Here is an 18,179-nt window from a genome sequence, read left to right as displayed (position 1 = left end):
CTCTATTCCCCCTTGCAGTCTCAACCGCGGTTCAGCCCGAGCACGTCGCGCAGGAACGCGCGGTCCGTTGCGATCCCGGCAAAATCGTCGAAGGCCTTGTCGGCCCGGCGGATCATGTGGCGGGCGATGAAAGGCGCACCTTCGGCCGCGCCCTGCTCGGGGTGCTTGAGCGCGCATTCCCATTCGAGCACGGCCCAGCCGGCATAGCCGTACTGCGTCAGCTTCGAGAAGATGGCGGTGAAATCGACCTGCCCGTCGCCCAGCGAGCGGAAGCGGCCGGGCCGCTCGACCCAGCCCTGATAGCCGCCATAGACACCGCTGCGCCCGTTGGGGCGGAACTCGGCGTCCTTGACGTGAAAGGCGCGGATGCGCTCGTGGTAGATGTCGATGAAGGCCAGATAGTCGAGCTGCTGCAACACGAAATGGCTGGGATCGTAGAGAATATTCGCGCGCGCGTGATTGCCGACAGCTTCGAGAAAGCGTTCGAAAGTCACGCCGTCGTGCAGATCCTCGCCGGGATGCAGCTCGTAGCAGACATCGACACCGTTCTCGTCGAACGCATCGAGGATCGGCTTCCAGCGGCGGGCGAGTTCGGCGAAGCCTTCCTCGACCAGCCCGGCCGGGCGCTGCGGCCAGGGATAGACGGTATGCCACAGCAGCGCGCCCGAGAAGGTCGCATGGGCGGTGCAGCCGAAGCGCCGGCTTGCTTTTGCCGCCAGCTTGAGCTGCTCGGTGGCCCATTCGGTCCGCGCGTCGACATTGCCACGGAGGCCTGCCGGCGCAAAGCCGTCGAACAGACGGTCATAGGCGGGGTGCGAGGCGACGAGCTGGCCCTGCAGGTGCGTGGAAAGCTCGGTCACCTCCACGCCGCCCGCCGCGCAGGTGCCCTTGATCTCGTCGACATAGTCCTGGCTTTCGGCCGCGCGCTTCAGGTCGAACAGGCGTGCATCCCATGTGGGGATCTGCACGCCCTTGTAGCCGAGATCGCCTGCCCATTTCGTGATGTTGCCGAGCGTATCGAACGGTGCCTCGTCGCCGGCGAACTGGGCGAGAAAGATGGCCGGACCCTTCATCACGTCTTCTCCTTCATTCCACGCTGGCAAGATCGACCCAGACCGCGCCCTGGCGGCTCGAATCGAGGCTGGCACGCACGAACCGCATGCCCGCGAGCGCATCGTCCATGGTTGCGAAGCCCGGCTCGTCGCCTTCCTGCGGCATGCCCCGCAATGTGCGACCGAACGCGGCATAGATGTTGGCAAAGGCCTCCAGATAGCCTTCCGGGTGGCCACCGGGCGTGCGCTGGATGGCCAGGATGTCGCTTGCGAGATAGGCGCGGTTGGCGCCGGCGTGCCAGATTTCGGTCGGCTTGTCGCGATAGCCGATGCGCATGGTGTTCGGCTCCTCCTGCCGCCAGTGCAGGCCCGCCTCCTCGCACCAGACCGAGATGGCGAGGTCGTTGATGTCGCCCACGCAGACCTGGCTGGCCGTCAGCGTTCCCCGGCCTCCGCCCGACAAGCGAAACAGCGCCGCGCCGTCGTCATCGATGCGGCGTCCGGGCAGCATCGTCAGTTCGGCGCAGATCGCGGCGATGCGCTCGCCGGTGATGAACTCGACGAGGTTGGCGGCATGGGTGCCGATATCGCCGAAGGCCCCGGCCTCGCCCGACCGGGCCGGGTCGACGCGCCACTCGGCCTGCTTGTTGTTCTCCAGATCGGAGGCGCGCGAAAGCCAGTCCTGCGTGTACTTGACCATGACCCGGCGTACCGGCCCATACTCCCCGGAGCGGATCAGCCGCCGCGCCTGCTTGACCAGCGGATAGCCGGTGTAGGTATGCGTCACCGCGATCCGGCGGCCGGTGCGCGCCGCCGCGTCCACGATCGCCCGGGCATCGGCGAGATTATCCGCCAGCGGCTTGTCGACGATGACATCGAAACCGGCTTCCATGGCGGCGATGGCGGGCGCCGCATGCATGTGGTTGGGCGTGACGATCGCGACCGCCTCTATCCGGATATCTTGCGGAAGCTCCGCCTCGCGGGAAAGCATTTCCTGCCACGAGCCGTAAGTCCGCGCCGGGTCGACGCCGATCTCAGCGCCCGAGGCACGCGATTTCTCCGCCGTCGAGGAAAAGGCGCCCGCCGCCAGCCGCCAGTTGCCGGCAATCGCCGCCGCGGTCCGGTGAATACCGCCAATGAAGGCGCCCCGGCCACCGCCGACCATTCCGTAGCGGATGGGTTTCACTCTTTCCCGTCTCCCAATTCGCGGCTTCGCAGCCCACGCCTTTCCGACTTGAGCGCACAGCTTCAGATCATGCTACGGGAACCTGGCCGCAAATAAATTGAAAAGTCTCTCTGCTAATTCATCAAGAAACTTCATGCGTTCGGGTGAAAGCCGCCGGCCAGATCGGCATACATGAGCGGCCCGTCATCGTCTCGTCGGTGCCTGGCCTGTCGTATCGAATGCCCGGCGTAGTGCATTACGCTTCGCGGCGTTGAATTGGATCGCAAGAGAGCTATCCGCGACACTGTCAAATCCGTGAAAGGCCCCCGGGACCACCAGCAACTCCGTCGCAACCCCCGCATCGATCAGGCGACGAGCATATTCGATGTCCTCATCGACGAAGAGGTCAATCGACCCCACGCCAATGAAAGCTGGCGGCAGGCCGGAGAGATCGACGGTCCGCGCGGGCACTGCGGCTGCAGGCACGTTGGGGCCGCCCGGCTGCTGGCCCAGGAATGACTGCCACCCGAAGCGATTGGACTGCGCCGTCCAGCCAATCTGGCCGACATGGGGCGGCACGGTGCGGGAACTGCCGGTGCGGTCATCGAGCATGGGGTAGACAAGAGCCTGGAACACGACCGGCACCTCGCCTCGGTCCCGCGCGGCGATGGCGAGCAGAGCTGCATGGCCGCCGCCTGCGCTTTCGCCCATGATCGCAATCCGGTGCGGATCTATGCCCAACTCGCGCGCATGAGCGTGCATCCATTTGAGGCCGGCATAATTGTCCTCAATCGATCCTTTGTAAGTCGTCTCCGGGGCGAGCCGGTAATCGACGCTCACCACCACGCAGTCCAGATCTTTCGCCAATCGTTGCAGGGCCGGAACTTTGAGGGCGGCCCAGCCAGTCACATAGCCGCCCCCATGGGCGTGTAGTATGGCCGGCCGGATGACACCGGGCTGCGCGTTGACGACGTAGACAGATACGTCGGGTGCCCCCGCTACAGGAATGCGGTGCTGTTTGACCGGCACGTCTGGCAATCTCGGCTTCTCGTACCTGGCCATGCTCGCTCGCACAGACGGCAGGGTGTTTGCCGACATCGGCGGCATTTGCTTTCCTATCGCCAGTATCTGCCTCGCCGCCTCTCGAAGCTCCGGGGCGACCATCGCGAGCGGATCAGGCGCAGGCGGAGCGGCCGACGCCGCGACAACTCGATCCGACCAGGGGAGGGCCGCTCCGACTGCCAAAATGCCAGCGGCCCTTGCGATTTCGCGTCGCGTGAACATCGTCACCGTCTTCGTCTCCTTGAGCCTGCTTGCGCTGAGTGCTCTACTTCATTCCTTGGCAAGCCAACCGTTCGCATTCATCCAGGCAAGAAACTCGTCCATCAACAGTGTGGATGTGGTTCCCGCCCTGCCCAAGCCGAAACCATGATCTCCCTTCTGATAGGCATGCAGTTCCACCGGCCGGCCCGCTTTTTGCCAGCTCTCGATAATGCCCAAACCCTGGTGTCCAAACAGCCTGTCATCGAGCGCCAGCGCCGCGAACATGGGGGGCGCGTCGGATGGAACAGTTACCGGCAACATGGGGCCGTAGATATAGCCAATGAAGGCCGGTCGTGGGGCGCTACCGGGCGCAAGCGTGGCATTGAGCGTGGTTATCGCGCCAGCCGAGAAGCCGATCATCCCAACACGCGAGGGATCGACGTTCCACCGCGCGGCGTTTGCCCGAACCAGCTTCAGGGCCTGGAGTGCGTCCAGCGTGGCGCGGGGTTCCTTCAACTCAGGCAGAGGGCCGGTGCCGCTCAGCGCGCCACGGAACCTCGCCTTCAATTCACGCTCGAATACTTCCGCATTGTCGGGCGTTTCATTGAGCCGGTATTTAAGGACGAACGCGGCGATGCCATGATCGATGAGCCATCGTGCGACTGGCCAGCCTTCATGGTCCATTGCGAGCATCTTGAAACCGCCGCCTGGCACCACGATTACGGCGGCGCCGGTCGATTTGGCGGGATCGGGGAGAAAAGGGGTGATGGTCGGGCGTGTGACGTTGCGCACCGCGCGCTGGCCGTTGTCCGTCCGGTACCAAATCTCGGCGACCTTGCTGTTCTCTGAACCGGGGGCAACCCCGGGGTAGAGCGCAATCGCGCCCTTTTCAGCCGGCGTCAGGTTGAACGAAGGCGGCAGCTCGCTGGCTGGCACCACAGGCTGCGCCGAAACAGGCGCGGCCACCAACAAGGTCAGCGCCAGAGCTAGGCCTTTCATATGCGGTTTCCTTTCCGATAATATTCAAACGCATTTGTTCATGCACCATAGCGCGGCGTCAGATTATCGCGTTTGGTAGCTCCGGCTAAAATCAACCACGCCCTGCATCGAGTGCGCGATCCGGGCGACGACGCCGCCCTCTTCATGGCGAGGGTAGACAATGCGATAGCGCACCGTAGGGGGCGGCGTTGCCGTCTTGATTTCTATGAGATCGCCCGAGGCAATCAGGAACTGAAAACAATCCCGAGGCATCACCGTCAGACCCATGCCCGCGATCGCCACGCCCGCCTGAGCGGAAAGGCTGTCGAGTTCTATCGTCGCCTTGGGAGTCCACTCCAGATCGCGCATCCACGAAGCGAGCATCTTGATCGACCCGGTTTGGGAACCGTGAGCCACCACGGCGAATTGCGACAAATCAGGTCCTGAATAGACGCGGTTGCTGCGGCATAGATGCGGGCTGCCCATGAGCTCCAACGAGACATCCGAAGCCCGAATGTCGACAAATTCCGGCTCCGGCGTGAAGGAAGGCGTGACGATCAGGTCAAGCTCTCCCATACGAAGTTTGGTCAGAAGCGACGCACTTTGCTCGATGTCGACATGGGCCGTCACCATGGGATAGCGCTCGGCGAGCAAATTGACCAACTTGGGCAGCCACGTATAGGCCACGAGTTCGGTAACCCCGATGGTGATCGTCCTTGGACTGATGGGGGACTTGTCGCGGATCTCATGCACTTGCCCGACGAGCGAAAGGATTTTTTCCGCGATTTCATAAAGCAGGGCGCCCTGCGGCGTTATGGCCACGGATCGTCCTATCTTGTCGAACACGTCAAATCCGCACGCCAATTCGAGCTCCTGAATGCGCTTCGAAATGGTGGGCTGCGCCATGTTAAGCTTCGTCGCGGCGCGGGAAAGCGTCTTTAAACGAACCGCCCACACGAATGCTTCAAGCTGACGAATCGAGATCATCTCTCAAATATGTCTTTTTTTGATGCATCAAGGTCAAGATAATTCGCTTTTTTTGTGTCTTCGGGTGAGCAAAATCCTTGCCTCAATGGGGAGATGCCTATGACAAAAGACGAGCTGGGCGTTCTTGCACGCGCCGGAACGCCCCTGATTGGCGATGCACTCGGCCGGCTGGACGCCATTCACGGGCTGATCCGCTTCGACGGTTGGCGGGGATGCATGGTCGGGCGGGCGTTTACGGTCAAGACGCGGGAAGGAGACAATCTGGCGTTGCTTCACGCTCTGAGCGTGGCCGACCCCGGAGACGTGCTCGTCGTTGATGGCGGCGGCTGGCCTCACCGGGCGCTTGTCGGGGATTTGGCGCGGAACTTCGCGATCAGCCGGGGCATTTCCGGATTCATCATCGAGGGCGCGATTCGCGATGTGTCGACGTTCCAGACGGAAGAGCCATTTGGCTGCTTCGCCCGCGGCATCAGCCACAACGGCCCCTTCAAGGACGGGCCGGGCAGGATAAATGTCCCGGTGGCGATCGGGGGGCAGGTCGTCAGTCCGGGAGACATCATTGTCGCCGATGACGACGGGGTCGTCAGCTTTGCGCTCCAACGCCTCGATTGGCTGATACAAGCCGTTGCCGATCGAGCGGCGGCGGAGAACACCATTCGCGCGCAGATATTGAGCGGCGAACGAAACCAGCCTTGGCTGGATGCCTTGATGGCAGAGGCAGGGTCCAAAATTTCATGAGCGTGAAGCTTTCCGAGCGCCTGACCAGGCTTCGTCCTTCCCCGAGCATGGCGGCCATCGACGAGATCGCGCGTCTTCGGCGGGAGGGGCATGAAATTCTCTCCCTGACAGTGGGCGAGCCTGATTTTCCTACGCCTCCGCACGTCATAGAGGCTGCCGTCAAGGCGCTGCATGACGGGGAAACGCGCTATACCTCCGCTGCGGGTATTCCGGCCCTGAAGCGGGCCATTTGCGACACGTTCCGGAAGGGCGGCCTCACCTACTCCGAAGGTGAAATCGCTCTTGGAGCCGGCGCGAAGCAGCTGATATTCTCGGCCTTTGCTGCAACGCTCGACGCCGGGGACGAGGTGGTGGTGCCTGCTCCATATTGGGTTTCCTATCCTGATATCGTCGATCTCTTCGACGCAAGGCCCGTGATCGTCCGATGTCCTGCGGCGGCCGGATTTCGTCTGACGCCCGCCGCCCTTGAAGCCGCCCTCACCGATCGCACGCGATGGCTGGTGATCAATTCTCCGAACAACCCGACCGGGGTCGTCTATTCGGCAGAAGAGCTTTCCGCCTTTGGCGCGGTGCTTGCCCGCTATCCCAAGTGCCTCGTCATGAGCGACGAGATCTATGAGCACTTTGTTTATGACGGCCACCAGTTCACCTCTTTTGCCGTCGCGAACCCAGAGCTCGAGGACCGCGTACTCACGATCAATGGCGTGTCGAAGGCCTATGCGATGACGGGTTTCCGGCTCGGCTATGCTGGAGGGCCGGCGTGGCTGGCCGCCGCGATACGAAACCTGATTACCCAGGATACCAGCTGCGCGAATTCAATTTCCCAGCATGCCGCCGTAGCAGCGCTGACGGGCGACCAGTCGTCGCTGGCGATCAACCGTGCGCAGTACGAAGGGCGGCGCGACAGGCTGATCAGCGGTATTGGTGCGGTTCCGGGAATGCGCTGCCTGGCACCAGAAGGCGCTTTCTATGTCTACGCCTCGGTTGCCGGCCTGATTGGCGCCCGAACGCCCGCGGGAGAGACTTTGCAGACGGACAGCGACGTTGCGTCCTATTTCCTGCGAGAGGCGAAAGTCGCCACCATAGCGGGGCCGGCCTATGGTCTGTCGCCCTATCTTCGGCTCTCCTTTGCCACGACGGTTGAGGTAATCGATCGCGCATGCGCCGCAATTGCGGCGGCAGCGGCGGATCTCGACGGCATCGCCGAGGGGACATAGGTTCCATGCGCCGGGCAATTCTTGCCGCTGTGGCAGCAATTCTCGGACTGGGCGCCGCCATCTTCCTGTTTGCGCCGGAGCCGAGCGACACCCTTCAACAGGTCCGATCGCGGGGGACTTTGATATGCGGTGTGTCGTCGAGCATCAAACCCTTCGGCTATCTCGACCCGGCCTCCCGCGAACTTGTCGGCTATGACGTGGATTTCTGCCGGGCAGTTGCGGAGCATATTGGTGTTCGCGCCCAACCGATGGCGGTTTCGGTGGAACAACGCATTCCGGAACTGAATGCCGGTCGCATCGACCTGCTGGTATCCGTCCTCGGCTGGACGCCTGAACGCGCCCGCCAGATCGATTATTCCCATAGCTACTTCGTCAGCCGGCAAGTGGTGATTGTCCCGCACGGCTCCGACATTCGCGATTTGGCCGAACTCGCAAATCGCAGGGTTAGCGCGGCAAAGGGATCCACAGGCGAGCAATATCTGCGGGTCAAGGTCCCCGGCGCCGCCGTTCTGACGTTCCAGGACGCACCAAGCGCCTTCCTGGCCTTCGAGCAGGGGAAGGTCGACGCCATGGTCCTTTCGGACTTGGCCGCCATGCAGTTGCGCCAGGAATCCGGAAGCGATTTCGCCACGATCCGGCAGCCCATCGCCATCGAGACATGGGGCCTCGGCGTCCGCAAGGGCGAGAAGGCGCTTCTCCATCAGGTCAACGCGGCCTTGACGGAGATGGAGGTGAAGGGTCAGGCGGAAGCGATATTCACCAAATGGTTCGGCCCGGGGACAGAATTCGCGCAGTCGCGAACTTTCAAGGTGCAACCAATCGCAAATGGCGATCAGGCGGCTGAACAAACTGACGGGACATTGCTCGATCTGCTCAAAGCCCCCTATCCAGGCTGGCTGTGGCAGGGATTTCTGACCACCCTTCACCTCACCGGGCTATCCTGGGTCCTGGCGTTCGCAATCGCCATGCTCCTCACCGGCCTGCGGATGTCGCGCGTGGTCCCGCTTCAATGGTTCGTCAGCACCTACGTCGAATTTTCGCGCAACATCCCCCTGCTGGTACAGGTGATGTTCTGGTATTTCGCGATGCCTTCGCTGCTGCCGGATGGCGCCCAGCTTTGGTTGCAGAACCACAACAGCGAGTTTGTGCTGGCGACTTGCGCGCTGGGATTTTGTCTCGCAGGCTATTTTGCGGAATCCATTCGTTCCGGCATCCGCGCGATCCCCAACGGCCAGGAGGAAGCCGCGCGCGCCCTGGGTTTCGGCGGGGTCAAAACCCTCCGGTTCATCATCATTCCCCAGGCCATTCGCCTGAGCCTGCCGCCGCTGATGAACAACACGCTGCTTCTGTTCCAGAACAGCTCCATTGCACTCGCCATAGGCGTTCACGAGCTGATGTATCAGACGCGAGCGATTGAAAACGAGACCTATCGAACGGTCGCGATCTTCGCCTTGGCGACGCTGATGTACTTCAGCGTATCACTCCTGCTGATGTTCCAGGCTGCTCGCGTCGAACGCCGGCTTGCGAAACGGTAGAACGATCATGCTCGACATCATTCGCGAAAATTGGGTTCTCCTTCTGATCGGCAATTATCCGCACGGACCCGTGGGAGGGTTGGTGGGAACACTCCTTCTTGCGTCGGTTTCGCTGCTGATCGCCTTGCCCTGCTCCGTGGCGATGGCCATGGCCCGCAATAGCCATAGCCGAATTCTGCGCGGCGGCGTGACGTCGATTGTCTGGCTGATGCGCGGAACACCGCTTTTGATGGTGGTATTCTGGTCCAACTACCTCGTTCCGCTGCTGCTCGGGTGGCCGGTGGGACCGTTTTGGGTCATGTTCGTGGCTTTGGTCGTTTATGAGAGCGCCTATCTTTCCGAGGTGGTGCGCGCCGGGATCAACGCCCTTCCCCGCGGTCAGTCGGAAGCGGCCCGCGCGCTCGGCCTGCCCGAAAGCGTGACAATGTTCACGATCATCCTGCCTCAGGCGCTCTACAACAGCTTTCCGGCCCTGCTCACGCAGTTCGTGTCCATCATCAAGGAAACGTCGCTGGGATTCGTCATCGGCGTTCATGAGTTCACGTATTCGGCCGCGGTGATTAACGCGAACCTTCTCGTGAGGCCGGTCGAAATATTCTCGATCCTGGCGCTGACCTACTTCATCATCTGTTTCTCCTTCGCATCGGCGGCGCGTTGGGTCGAGCGCCGGATACGCAGGAATCGGGGGCTCTCAGCACAATGATCACGCTCGAACATGTTGAAAAGCACTTTGGCGCGCTTCATGCCTTGAAGGACATCTCGGGGCAAATCGTGCAAGGGGAAGTTGCCGTCCTGTGCGGACCGTCCGGTTCAGGCAAGAGTACGCTTATCCGTACCATCAATCGCCTGGAGGAGATCGATGGCGGCCGCATCATCGTCGCCGGCCAGGACATTCACGAAAAATCGCTCGACCTTAATGCCTTTCGCGAGCGTGTCGGCTTCGTTTTCCAGCAGTTCAACCTGTTCCCTCACTTGTCGGTGCTCGACAATATTACGCTTGCGCCGCGGAAATTGCGCAAGGTGCCCAAGGCGGAAGCCGAGGAGAAGGCCCTGTTGCTCCTCGATCGTGTCGGGCTTCGCGAAAAGGCATCCGCATTTCCGACCAGTCTGTCGGGCGGTCAGTCCCAGAGGGTGGCAATCGCGCGAAGCCTGGCCATGTCGCCGGAGGTGATGCTTTTCGACGAACCGACAAGTGCGCTCGATCCGGAGATGGTGTCAGAGGTGCTCGCGGTCATGACCGAACTCGCGCAGGAAGGCATGACCATGGTTTGCGTAACTCACGAAATGGGGTTCGCCCGCAGCGTCGCCGACACTGTCTGGTTCCTCGAAGCAGGCAGGGTGGAGGCGCAGCTTTCTTCCGAAGAGTTCTTTGAAAGCGGCAATAATCCCCGAATACGCGCATTCATGGCCCACGTCGGCCGGTCGCAGTGATGTACCGGGCCCCTTTCGCTGGGATGCCACGACCAGGGAATTAGCGATGATCACAATTCGTCCATGCCAATCGCATCTTGCAAAGGCCGTTCGGCGGGCCATGACAGTATTTGGGATCGGCTTCGTTGCGCTTGTGCCATTTATGGCGGCCGTGCCCGCAGCCGCGGCAGCGCCCGATTGCCCTCTGGCGCGGGCGCCATATTCGTCCCGCCTGCCAGTCGCTGACATTGTGGTCGATCCAGCCGCGCAGGACGTTTTAGAGCAAGTCGCTCCGGAGGTGCTTGAACCGTTCAGCGAAACCGGCCGCTACGGCCGCCATCCTACGTTCGCCCGCATTACAACGCCTGAAAAATTGCTGTCGGCTCTGCCCTATGGCGCCGCCCGGACGGCTGCGCTTGACGCTGCCCTGGCGCCAATACGGGTGACGCCGGCAGCATCGCGAGCACGGTGCGCGCGCTACGATTCAGAGCCGCCGGAACTGCCCGACACAATAGAACGGCCGTCCATGCTGGTCTTCGACAAGATTACCGGCTTCCGCGATGCCCCTTCGGTCGACGCCGCGCAGGCCGCCTTTGAACGCATGGCACAGGCGCGGGGCTGGGGCCTGTTTCGGACTGACAACGCCGCCATATTCAACCCCCGCGACCTGCGACGTTTCGATGTTGTAGTGTGGAACAATGTCAGCGGCGACGCCCTGACCATAGACCAACGTGCGGCGTTCCGCAGTTGGATCGAGCAGGGCGGAGGCTTTGCCGCGATACATGGCTCCGCAGGCGATCCGGTCTATTTCTGGGACTGGTACATAGATACGCTGATCGGTGCCCGTTTCCTGGAGCATACGGGCCAACCGCATTTTCAGGCGGCGCGTGTGGTCATCGACGATCCAGAGAGCTGGATCGTGCGAGGCATCGGCCCGGACTGGACGATGACAGAGGAATGGTATTCCTTCAAAAGCAATCCCCGTACCGCAGGCGCCCATGTCCTCGCAACGCTGGACGAAACAACCTACGATCCGATCAGCAGAAGGGGCGAGGACCTGCGTATGGGCGACCACCCGATCGCCTGGACCCGCTGCGTGAAAAATGGCCGGTCCTTCTACACGGCCATCGGGCATAGACCCGAAAGCTATGTGGAGCCCCATTCCGCCATTCTTCTTGAGCGCGGCATAGCCTGGGCGATGGGTATCGGCGATACGCATTGCCGGGCAGGTCGCGAGAAACAAGGGAGTGCGCGGGGTAAACTCGATCCGCAGAGATGATCCATCATCGCGAGCCAAAATATACTCCCTGGAAATATAGATTTCCATAATTGATTAAGATCAGAATATTTCAATTTATTTGAATTCGGGTTCGAGCGACACTCCGTCGATAATGCCGTCTTGCCATGCGCCGGGCGCCCAGACCGGGAGGAAAAGCCCTCGGCTTCGGAGATCGGGAGAGCGAGAGTGGAACCAAGCTGCGGCGGAATGACGGCGGCTTTTGTCCCTTTATTCCCCGCCTTCATAGGGTCGCCGCATTCGTCCGTCGATGCGGGCGGTAAGGTGGCATAATGTTCCGCCGCTTTCCGCGCCGCAGCGGCCATCACTTAGGGAGGGGATCTTGACCGATATATTCATGCTCGACCGCCGTTCGCTCATCGCGCGCGCTCTGGCGCTTGTGGGCGCTACCGTCGCGACCGGGGTTCCTCTGTCCACGTTGGCGAACACTGCCGAGAGGGTTCCCTATCTCGATTCGCCCCGATATCAGCTTCTTTCGGCCATTAGCGATACTATCATTCCGGCAACCGACACGCCTGGCGCGTTAGCCGCCGAGGTGCCCGCGCGCTTCGAGGCGCTTTTGCTCCATTGGGCATCGAGCAAACGCCGGTATCAGCTTGTAAGCGCCATGAACGCGATCGACGCATTGGCGCATCAGGCGCACGGCAAGGGCTTTGCCGATCTGGCTCCGCAACAACGCCACGAAATTCTGGCGTCCCATGACGCTGAGGCGATGCAGATCGATCCGGCCCGACAGCCCACGGTAGCCGCGCTCCGCGCCGATCCGGGCTACGTCGATCCCGCCTATGTCATTCTGAAGGAACTCATTGTGGTTCTCTATTACGTTTCCGAGCCGGCATTGACGCAGGAGCTCTCCTACGAACATTCGCCCGGCGAATGGAAGCCGTCGATACCGGTCACCCCCGAAACACGTCCAGCCGGCGGCGGCTTGATCTGACCAGGAGAGCAATCATGTTTGATGCAATCGTCATCGGTTCGGGCATGAGCGGGGGGATCGCCGCCAAGGAGCTTTGCGAACGCGGGCTCAAGACCCTCGTCCTCGAACGCGGCCAGAAGATGGAGCACGGCGTTTCAAACACGGACTGGATGCAACCCTGGGAAGTGCCGAACGCCGGCATGGTCCCGGAGGAGGAACTGGCACGCGATTACCCGGTCCAGAGCCAGTGCTATGCCTTCAGCACTTCGACCCAGCATTATTGGGTGAAGGACAACGAGCATCCGTACAGCACGCCTGCGGACAAACCCTTCTCGTGGATACGCGGCTACCATCTGGGCGGCCGCTCGATCATGTGGGGGCGCCAGTCCTATCGGCTTTCTCCCATGGACTTCGAAGCCAACGCCAAGGACGGCCATGGGTCGGACTGGCCGATACGTTATGAGGATCTTGCGCCATGGTACGATCATGTCGAAAAGTTCATTGGCGTGTCGGGTTCGAAGGAAGGTCTTCCGCAGCTGCCCGACGGCGAATTCCTGCCCCCTTTTGAACTCAATGACGCCGAAAATGCCTTCAAGAAGGCGGTGGAAGGGAAATTCCCCGGACGCAAGGTTATTCCCGGACGCACGGCAAATCTCAGCCAGGCGCAACCTCACCACGAGGAACTCGGTCGAGGGACCTGCCAAGTCCGGTCACTGTGCCACCGCGGATGCATTTACGGCGCCTATCATTCGAGCCTGATTTCATCGCTCCCGGCTGCCGAGCGAACGGGCAACCTTACGATCGTGACTGACGCCATCGTCCATTCGATTGTCCATGATCCCGCCACCGGCCGGGCGACCGGCGTGCGAGTCATCGATGCCAACACCAGGGAAGGTCGCACCTACGAAGCCAGGATCATTTTCAGTTGCGCCTCCACGATCGGCACGGCGCAAATTCTCCTGAATTCGAAGTCGGAAGCCTTTCCCGATGGCCTTGCGAATTCGTCCGATATGGTCGGTCGCAACCTCATGGACCACCTTATGAGCACTCCGGTGATCGGCGTGCTGCCAGCGGCCCCGAACACCTACTATCATGGGCGCCGTCCGACGGGCCTTTGCATCCCGCGCTACCGGAACGTTAACGAAACGGCGGATTTTCTGCGCGGATTCGCGTATCAGGGCTCAGCCTATAGGGAGGGGTGGCGCAGCACCGCTCTCGGCAGTCCGGGCATCGGCGAAAAACTGAAGGAACGCGTGCGCGAGCTCGGCCCGTGGACGATCCGGATTGGCGGGTACGGCGAGATGCTTCCCAACCCGGAAAACCGGGTCACGCTCAATTCCGACCAGACGGATCGGTGGGGCATTCCCACTGTCGATATCAATTGTTCAATTGGAGAAAATGAGCAAAAAATCGCCGCGCAAATAATATCAGACGGCAAGGCGATGATCGAGGCGGCAGGCGGGACCGTAGTCAGCAACGTTCACAAGCTTGCGCCGCCCGGCCTTGGCGTCCACGAGATGGGGACAGCATGCATGGGCAAGGATCCGGCGACTTCGGTGCTGAACAGATATAACCAAACGCACGATGTGCCGAACCTGTTCGTGACCGATGGCGCAGCTATGGCGTCGAGCGGATGCCAGAATCCTTCGCTCACCTACATGGCACTATCGGCGCGCGCCGCACATCATGCCGCCGAGTTCCTCAAGGAAGCAAAGATATAGACGGTGGGGCCAACACGCCCGGCCCTTTCATCGTATCGACTCCATGTAGGCCTTATTGCAGCGAAAAAGCCCCTTTTATGCGCAAGCTCCTCTCCGTCCACGGCTCCGCGGCGGTGACGCTTGGCCCGGTGGTCGCAGCGGCGACAGCGCCCGATCGCCCGCTGCACGATGTGCAATTCGCGGCCAATCGTCCCTCGTCGATCTACTGTTAAGCAGCAGCGGCTCGGGCTGTGTGGGAACGTGTAGCGCCGGGCCGATTCGACCGTATGGGCGGCGCTTGAGAAGAAGGGCTGTCCGCAATAGGCTGAGCCGCCCAGTATCAGGCGTAGCCTGACAAGAGATCTGCAAACGATCCATGGGGTTCATCATGACCGACCCTATAACAAAGGGGCGGAGATTCCTCCCCGCCCCCCTGCGACCCTCTGGGCATTATTTGTTTGCCATTTCTCCGTTGCAGCCGTTTCGGTTCGGATGTGGCAGTATCACTTCAGCGAGGCGAGATAACGGATCAGATCGGTACGATCTTTTGGATCAGAGACGCCCGCAAGGCTCATTTTTGTCCCTGGGAAAACGACTCTCGGATTGGCCAGGAATTTGTCCAGATTCTTCGGCGTCCAGGCGATTTTGCCATCTTTGAACGCTTGGGAGAATTTGTACCCCGGCGTTGATCCAACCTTGCGTCCAACGACGCCCGCCATGGTGGGCCCGAGCCGGTTCTGACCCGGGGCCACCGCGTGGCATGCGGCGCACCGTTTTTTGAAGACGACCTCACCCGCTGCGGCGTCTTCCGCAGGGCCGGGTGAAGGCGCGCCGCGTACGACGGTGGGCGATAAGCCCACCGTCACACTTAGAACGATGCCTGCCAGAATTGCCCTGCTTGACGCCGCCCAGGCCATCAGACTCTCCGATCTGTTAGAAGTTGACCGTCAGACGCGCACCGTACGTGCGTGGCGGAGCGAACTGGTAACGATAGGAGTTGAACGCGCCTGAAGTCGCATCCTGAGAGTTGGTGATGATCAGGCTGTTTTCGATGTTGCGAACATAGCCCTGCAATTCCCACGTCTCGTCGGGCGACGTATAGGTCACCAACAGGTCCGTCTTGGTATAGGCGGGCCGCTTGTCCGAATCGTAGTTCTCGAAATTCAAATAGGATTTCGACTCATAGTGCATCTGCACACGTGTGTTCAGGGTGCCGCCGAACAGCGACCAGTCCCGACCATAGCCAGCAATGATTTGCCACTTCGGCGATTGCGGAGGACTGCGGCCGGAAAGGTCCCAGTTGCCGAGCGCATCGAGATTGCCTTCCGCGGCAGCCTGGCGCCTGTGCTGCCCGCCGACCCCGACGAGGAACTCCTTGAAGACCGCATCCGTATATCCGACGAAGAGGTCGAGCGTGTCCTCCGGCGTGGGCTGGAACTTCAAGTCCATCTCCACGCCCTTGTATTCGGATTTTCCGGCATTGACGCGGATCGACGCCGGGGCACCTGTTGGGGTGGTAATGAACTGATTAATGTGCTGATCCGAATAGTCGTAGTAGAAGGCCGCAAGATTGACCTGCAACCGGCCGTCGAGGAATCGATTCTTGGAGCCGATCTCCACAGCCCTGATCGTTTCCGGCCGGAGCAGTATTTGCTGTCCGTCGAGGCCCGTTCCGCCGAAACCGCCAGCCTTGTAGCCCGTATCGAATTTCACATAGTGCAGGTTGTTCGGGCTGGACTGCCAATTGAGCGCCACATGATAGGTCGTCTTGCTCCACTTGCCGCTTAGATCGACCGGAGTAACAGTATAAGTGCAGGCAGGCGTGCCACGAATACCGCACGGCGACGCGAGATAACCGCCAAAATCGCTGATGGACGTATCGGCACCCTGGCTTATCTTCGAGTCTTCGGTGTAGCGGGCGCCGGCTTCGACCTTGAGCCCAGGCAGCACCTCGTAAGAGACCTGGCCGAACGCGGCTTTCGATTTGGCGACGATACGATCCCGACCGAAACCGAATACGAGCACCTGCTCGCCGAACAGGCCCTCCGAAAGCGGGTAATCGGCGAGGTCGGAGACAGGCGTCGGATTGTTCTCCTTGAAGTAATATCCACCGAGCTGCCAGAAGAAGGGCTTGTTGGCATCGCCACTGAGCCGCAGCTCGTGCGTCCACGAGTCGAGCCTGTCCTGGTGCACGTATGTGAAATTCTGCCGATTGGTACCGAAGGCACCGCCGTGCCACGTGTGACGGTCGACATCCATCGCACGCCAGCCGCCGACATAGGTAAGCGTGGCGACATCGAAATCGTAGGCGAGCGAGCCGCGCACGCTCTTGATCTCGCTATCCCACTGCTGGCCCCGGGGAATTGGAAAACGCGATTCATCGATGTCCGGCTGCCTCAGGATGACGTCGCCGACCAGCAGGCCGGGAGGCACATTCTCGGCGGTATAGCGCTCGACGGCCTGGGAATAATAGGCCGGACCGTGGTTCGAGCTCCTGATATATTCGGCGGTGAGGATGCCGCTCAGCCTATCCGTCGGATCGAGCGCCAGGGTCAGGCGCATGGCCTCGGTATTGTCGTCGTCGCCGTCGACACCCGGCGCATTGTTCCGGTACCCGTCATGGTTGCGTGTCTGGAATGCCACGCGCGCCTTCAGCCAATCGTTGATCGGCACGTTGACGTGACCGCTGGTGTTGAAGGTTTTATAGCTGCCGACTTCGGCACTGATTGAACCGGAAAATTCGTCGGTCGGCTTGGCGGTAATGATATTGATGGCGCCGCCTGTCGAATTGCGGCCCGCCAGGGTGCCTTGTGGGCCACGAAGCACTTCCACGCGCTCCAGGTCGAACATCGACGCATTCAGACCGCTGGACCGCTGAAGTTGGACGCCATCGATGCTTACCGAAACCGCCGGGTCGCCGATCGAGGTGGTGTCGCGGCTCGACACGCCGCGAATGACGATGATCGTCTGGTCGACCTGCTGGCCGAAACTGACGTTCGGCGCAATCGACGAGATATCCGTCAGCGAGTCGACCCCGTTCTGCTCGAGAGTGTCGCCGCTGATGGCGCTGATCGCAATCGGGGTGGTCTGCACCGTGCCAACGCGCTTTTCAGCTGTGACCACGATGTCATGGATGCCGATCGTGTCGTCGGCCGCGGATGGTTCGACCTCTTGCGCAAGCACCATACCGGGCGACAGTGCACATGTCGTAAGCGCGATCGCGGATGCCGAATTCAAAATGGTTCTGCTATACATCTTTACCCTCCCTTTTCGTCACTGCCCCTCATGGCTGCAACGCACTCGCAAGCCCCGTTGCAAGCCTGAATTTGAGTTGCACGAAGCGTGTTTCGCGCCAGTCAATCTCGCCAACTTTTGGGTGCCTTGCGGATGAGCATTGCCCGAAACAAAATCCAAATAAAGTGAAATATTATTAGGGAAACCAATCAATAAATCGAATGCAATTTGACAGCTTTCAGCGCGACACTTTACGGGTCGTCCGGTACGTCGAGGCGGGTCGAGCGACGACACCGGCTTTCCGGGCAACCACTTGAATAAGAACGGTTTGTAGTGGAAAAGATATTTGACGGGCGATCGGCCCACGCCCGTCAGCCCGCCCCGATCAGCTCCCGACCGATGAGCATGCGGCGAACCTCGCTGGTGCCCGCGCCGATGTCGAGCAGCTTGGCATCGCGCAAGTAGCGCTCGACCGGCCAGTCCTTCGTATAGCCCGCGCCGCCCAGCGCCTGCACCGCCTCGCCCGCCACGCGAAACGCGCTTTCGCTGGCGAGCAGGATCGCCCCCGCCGCATCGAAACGCGTGGTGCGGCCGGCATCGCAGGCCCGCGCCACGGCATAGACATAGGCGCGCGCCGATTGCAGCGCGACGTACATGTCCGCGACCTTGGCCTGGATGAGCTGGAAG

General features: G+C 61.2%; 17 protein-coding genes. 9 read left to right on the top strand and 8 right to left on the bottom strand.

The features are described from left to right. Nucleotides 1-20: 20 nt before the first annotated feature. The 5 genes from IEX32_RS18630 to IEX32_RS18610 all read right to left on the bottom strand — a co-directional run bounded on the left by IEX32_RS18630 (nucleotide 21) and on the right by IEX32_RS18610 (nucleotide 5,445). Entirely contained in the window at nucleotides 21-1,073 is a 1,053-nt protein-coding gene (locus tag IEX32_RS18630; protein ID WP_188773045.1) for a sugar phosphate isomerase/epimerase family protein, read from the bottom strand. Nucleotides 1,074-1,086: 13 nt separating this feature from the next. Next, on the bottom strand, nucleotides 1,087-2,238 hold the full coding sequence (locus IEX32_RS18625; protein ID WP_229736494.1) for a Gfo/Idh/MocA family protein: 1,152 nt from the start codon (nucleotides 2,236-2,238) through the stop codon (nucleotides 1,087-1,089). A gap of 183 nt (nucleotides 2,239-2,421) precedes the next feature. Further along, nucleotides 2,422-3,324, bottom strand: a complete 903-nt coding sequence (locus IEX32_RS18620; RefSeq protein ID WP_229736493.1) for an alpha/beta hydrolase — start codon at nucleotides 3,322-3,324, stop codon at nucleotides 2,422-2,424. Nucleotides 3,325-3,549: 225 nt separating this feature from the next. Continuing rightward, the gene (locus IEX32_RS18615) at nucleotides 3,550-4,479 is read right to left on the bottom strand and encodes an alpha/beta hydrolase (protein ID WP_188773044.1); all 930 of its coding nucleotides are present in this window, start codon (nucleotides 4,477-4,479) and stop codon (nucleotides 3,550-3,552) included. A 63-nt stretch (nucleotides 4,480-4,542) separates the two neighbouring features. Beyond that, on the bottom strand, nucleotides 4,543-5,445 hold the full coding sequence (locus tag IEX32_RS18610; RefSeq protein WP_188773043.1) for a LysR family transcriptional regulator: 903 nt from the start codon (nucleotides 5,443-5,445) through the stop codon (nucleotides 4,543-4,545). A 99-nt stretch (nucleotides 5,446-5,544) separates the two neighbouring features. On the opposite strand from IEX32_RS18610, the gene IEX32_RS18605 reads away from it, so the two are divergent. The 9 genes from IEX32_RS18605 (at nucleotide 5,545) to IEX32_RS20955 (ending at nucleotide 14,491) form a co-directional block, all read left to right on the top strand. Beyond that, complete coding sequence (locus IEX32_RS18605; RefSeq protein WP_188773042.1) at nucleotides 5,545-6,183, top strand: RraA family protein; 639 nt, start codon at nucleotides 5,545-5,547, stop codon at nucleotides 6,181-6,183. Further along, complete coding sequence (locus IEX32_RS18600) at nucleotides 6,180-7,400, top strand: pyridoxal phosphate-dependent aminotransferase (RefSeq protein ID WP_188773041.1); 1,221 nt, start codon at nucleotides 6,180-6,182, stop codon at nucleotides 7,398-7,400. The genes IEX32_RS18605 and IEX32_RS18600 overlap by 4 nt, the downstream gene beginning before the upstream one ends. A 5-nt stretch (nucleotides 7,401-7,405) precedes the next feature. Next, on the top strand, nucleotides 7,406-8,935 hold the full coding sequence (locus IEX32_RS20775; RefSeq protein WP_229736492.1) for an ABC transporter permease subunit: 1,530 nt from the start codon (nucleotides 7,406-7,408) through the stop codon (nucleotides 8,933-8,935). Between the two features lie 7 nt (nucleotides 8,936-8,942). After that, the gene (locus IEX32_RS18590; protein ID WP_188773040.1) at nucleotides 8,943-9,638 is read left to right on the top strand and encodes an amino acid ABC transporter permease; all 696 of its coding nucleotides are present in this window, start codon (nucleotides 8,943-8,945) and stop codon (nucleotides 9,636-9,638) included. Continuing rightward, nucleotides 9,635-10,366, top strand: coding sequence for an amino acid ABC transporter ATP-binding protein (locus tag IEX32_RS18585; RefSeq protein ID WP_188773039.1), 732 nt, complete (start codon nucleotides 9,635-9,637; stop codon nucleotides 10,364-10,366). Before IEX32_RS18590 ends, IEX32_RS18585 begins: the two co-directional genes overlap by 4 nt. A gap of 100 nt (nucleotides 10,367-10,466) precedes the next feature. Next, a complete protein-coding gene (locus tag IEX32_RS18580) occupies nucleotides 10,467-11,624 on the top strand; it encodes a ThuA domain-containing protein (protein WP_188773038.1) in 1,158 nt (385 codons plus the stop codon). 340 nt (nucleotides 11,625-11,964) lie between these two features. Continuing rightward, on the top strand, nucleotides 11,965-12,579 hold the full coding sequence (locus tag IEX32_RS18575; protein ID WP_188773037.1) for a gluconate 2-dehydrogenase subunit 3 family protein: 615 nt from the start codon (nucleotides 11,965-11,967) through the stop codon (nucleotides 12,577-12,579). A gap of 14 nt (nucleotides 12,580-12,593) precedes the next feature. After that, nucleotides 12,594-14,279 (top strand): GMC family oxidoreductase, encoded by a 1,686-nt coding sequence (locus IEX32_RS18570; RefSeq protein ID WP_188773036.1) that lies wholly within the window; start codon nucleotides 12,594-12,596, stop codon nucleotides 14,277-14,279. 77 nt (nucleotides 14,280-14,356) lie between these two features. Beyond that, on the top strand, nucleotides 14,357-14,491 hold the full coding sequence (locus tag IEX32_RS20955; RefSeq protein ID WP_268236768.1) for a hypothetical protein: 135 nt from the start codon (nucleotides 14,357-14,359) through the stop codon (nucleotides 14,489-14,491). Nucleotides 14,492-14,761: 270 nt separating this feature from the next. Here the strand turns inward: IEX32_RS20955 and IEX32_RS18565 are convergent, their stop codons facing one another. The 3 genes from IEX32_RS18565 to IEX32_RS18555 all read right to left on the bottom strand — a co-directional run. Further along, nucleotides 14,762-15,175 carry a c-type cytochrome gene (locus IEX32_RS18565; protein ID WP_188773035.1) on the bottom strand — a complete coding sequence of 138 codons (414 nt, stop codon included), beginning with the start codon at nucleotides 15,173-15,175 and terminating at the stop codon, nucleotides 14,762-14,764. A 16-nt stretch (nucleotides 15,176-15,191) separates the two neighbouring features. Next, a complete protein-coding gene (locus IEX32_RS18560) occupies nucleotides 15,192-17,513 on the bottom strand; it encodes a TonB-dependent receptor (protein ID WP_188773034.1) in 2,322 nt (773 codons plus the stop codon). A gap of 350 nt (nucleotides 17,514-17,863) precedes the next feature. Then, on the bottom strand, nucleotides 17,864-18,179 hold a 316-nt coding region (locus IEX32_RS18555), incomplete at its 5' end, for an acyl-CoA dehydrogenase family protein (RefSeq protein WP_268236767.1).

It is taken from the genome of Novosphingobium endophyticum, assembly GCF_014640675.1.
GTDB lineage: Bacteria > Pseudomonadota > Alphaproteobacteria > Sphingomonadales > Sphingomonadaceae > Novosphingobium > Novosphingobium endophyticum.
The sequence above is the reverse complement of the archived record's forward strand: the minus strand, read 5'-3'. Positions and strand labels throughout refer to the sequence as shown.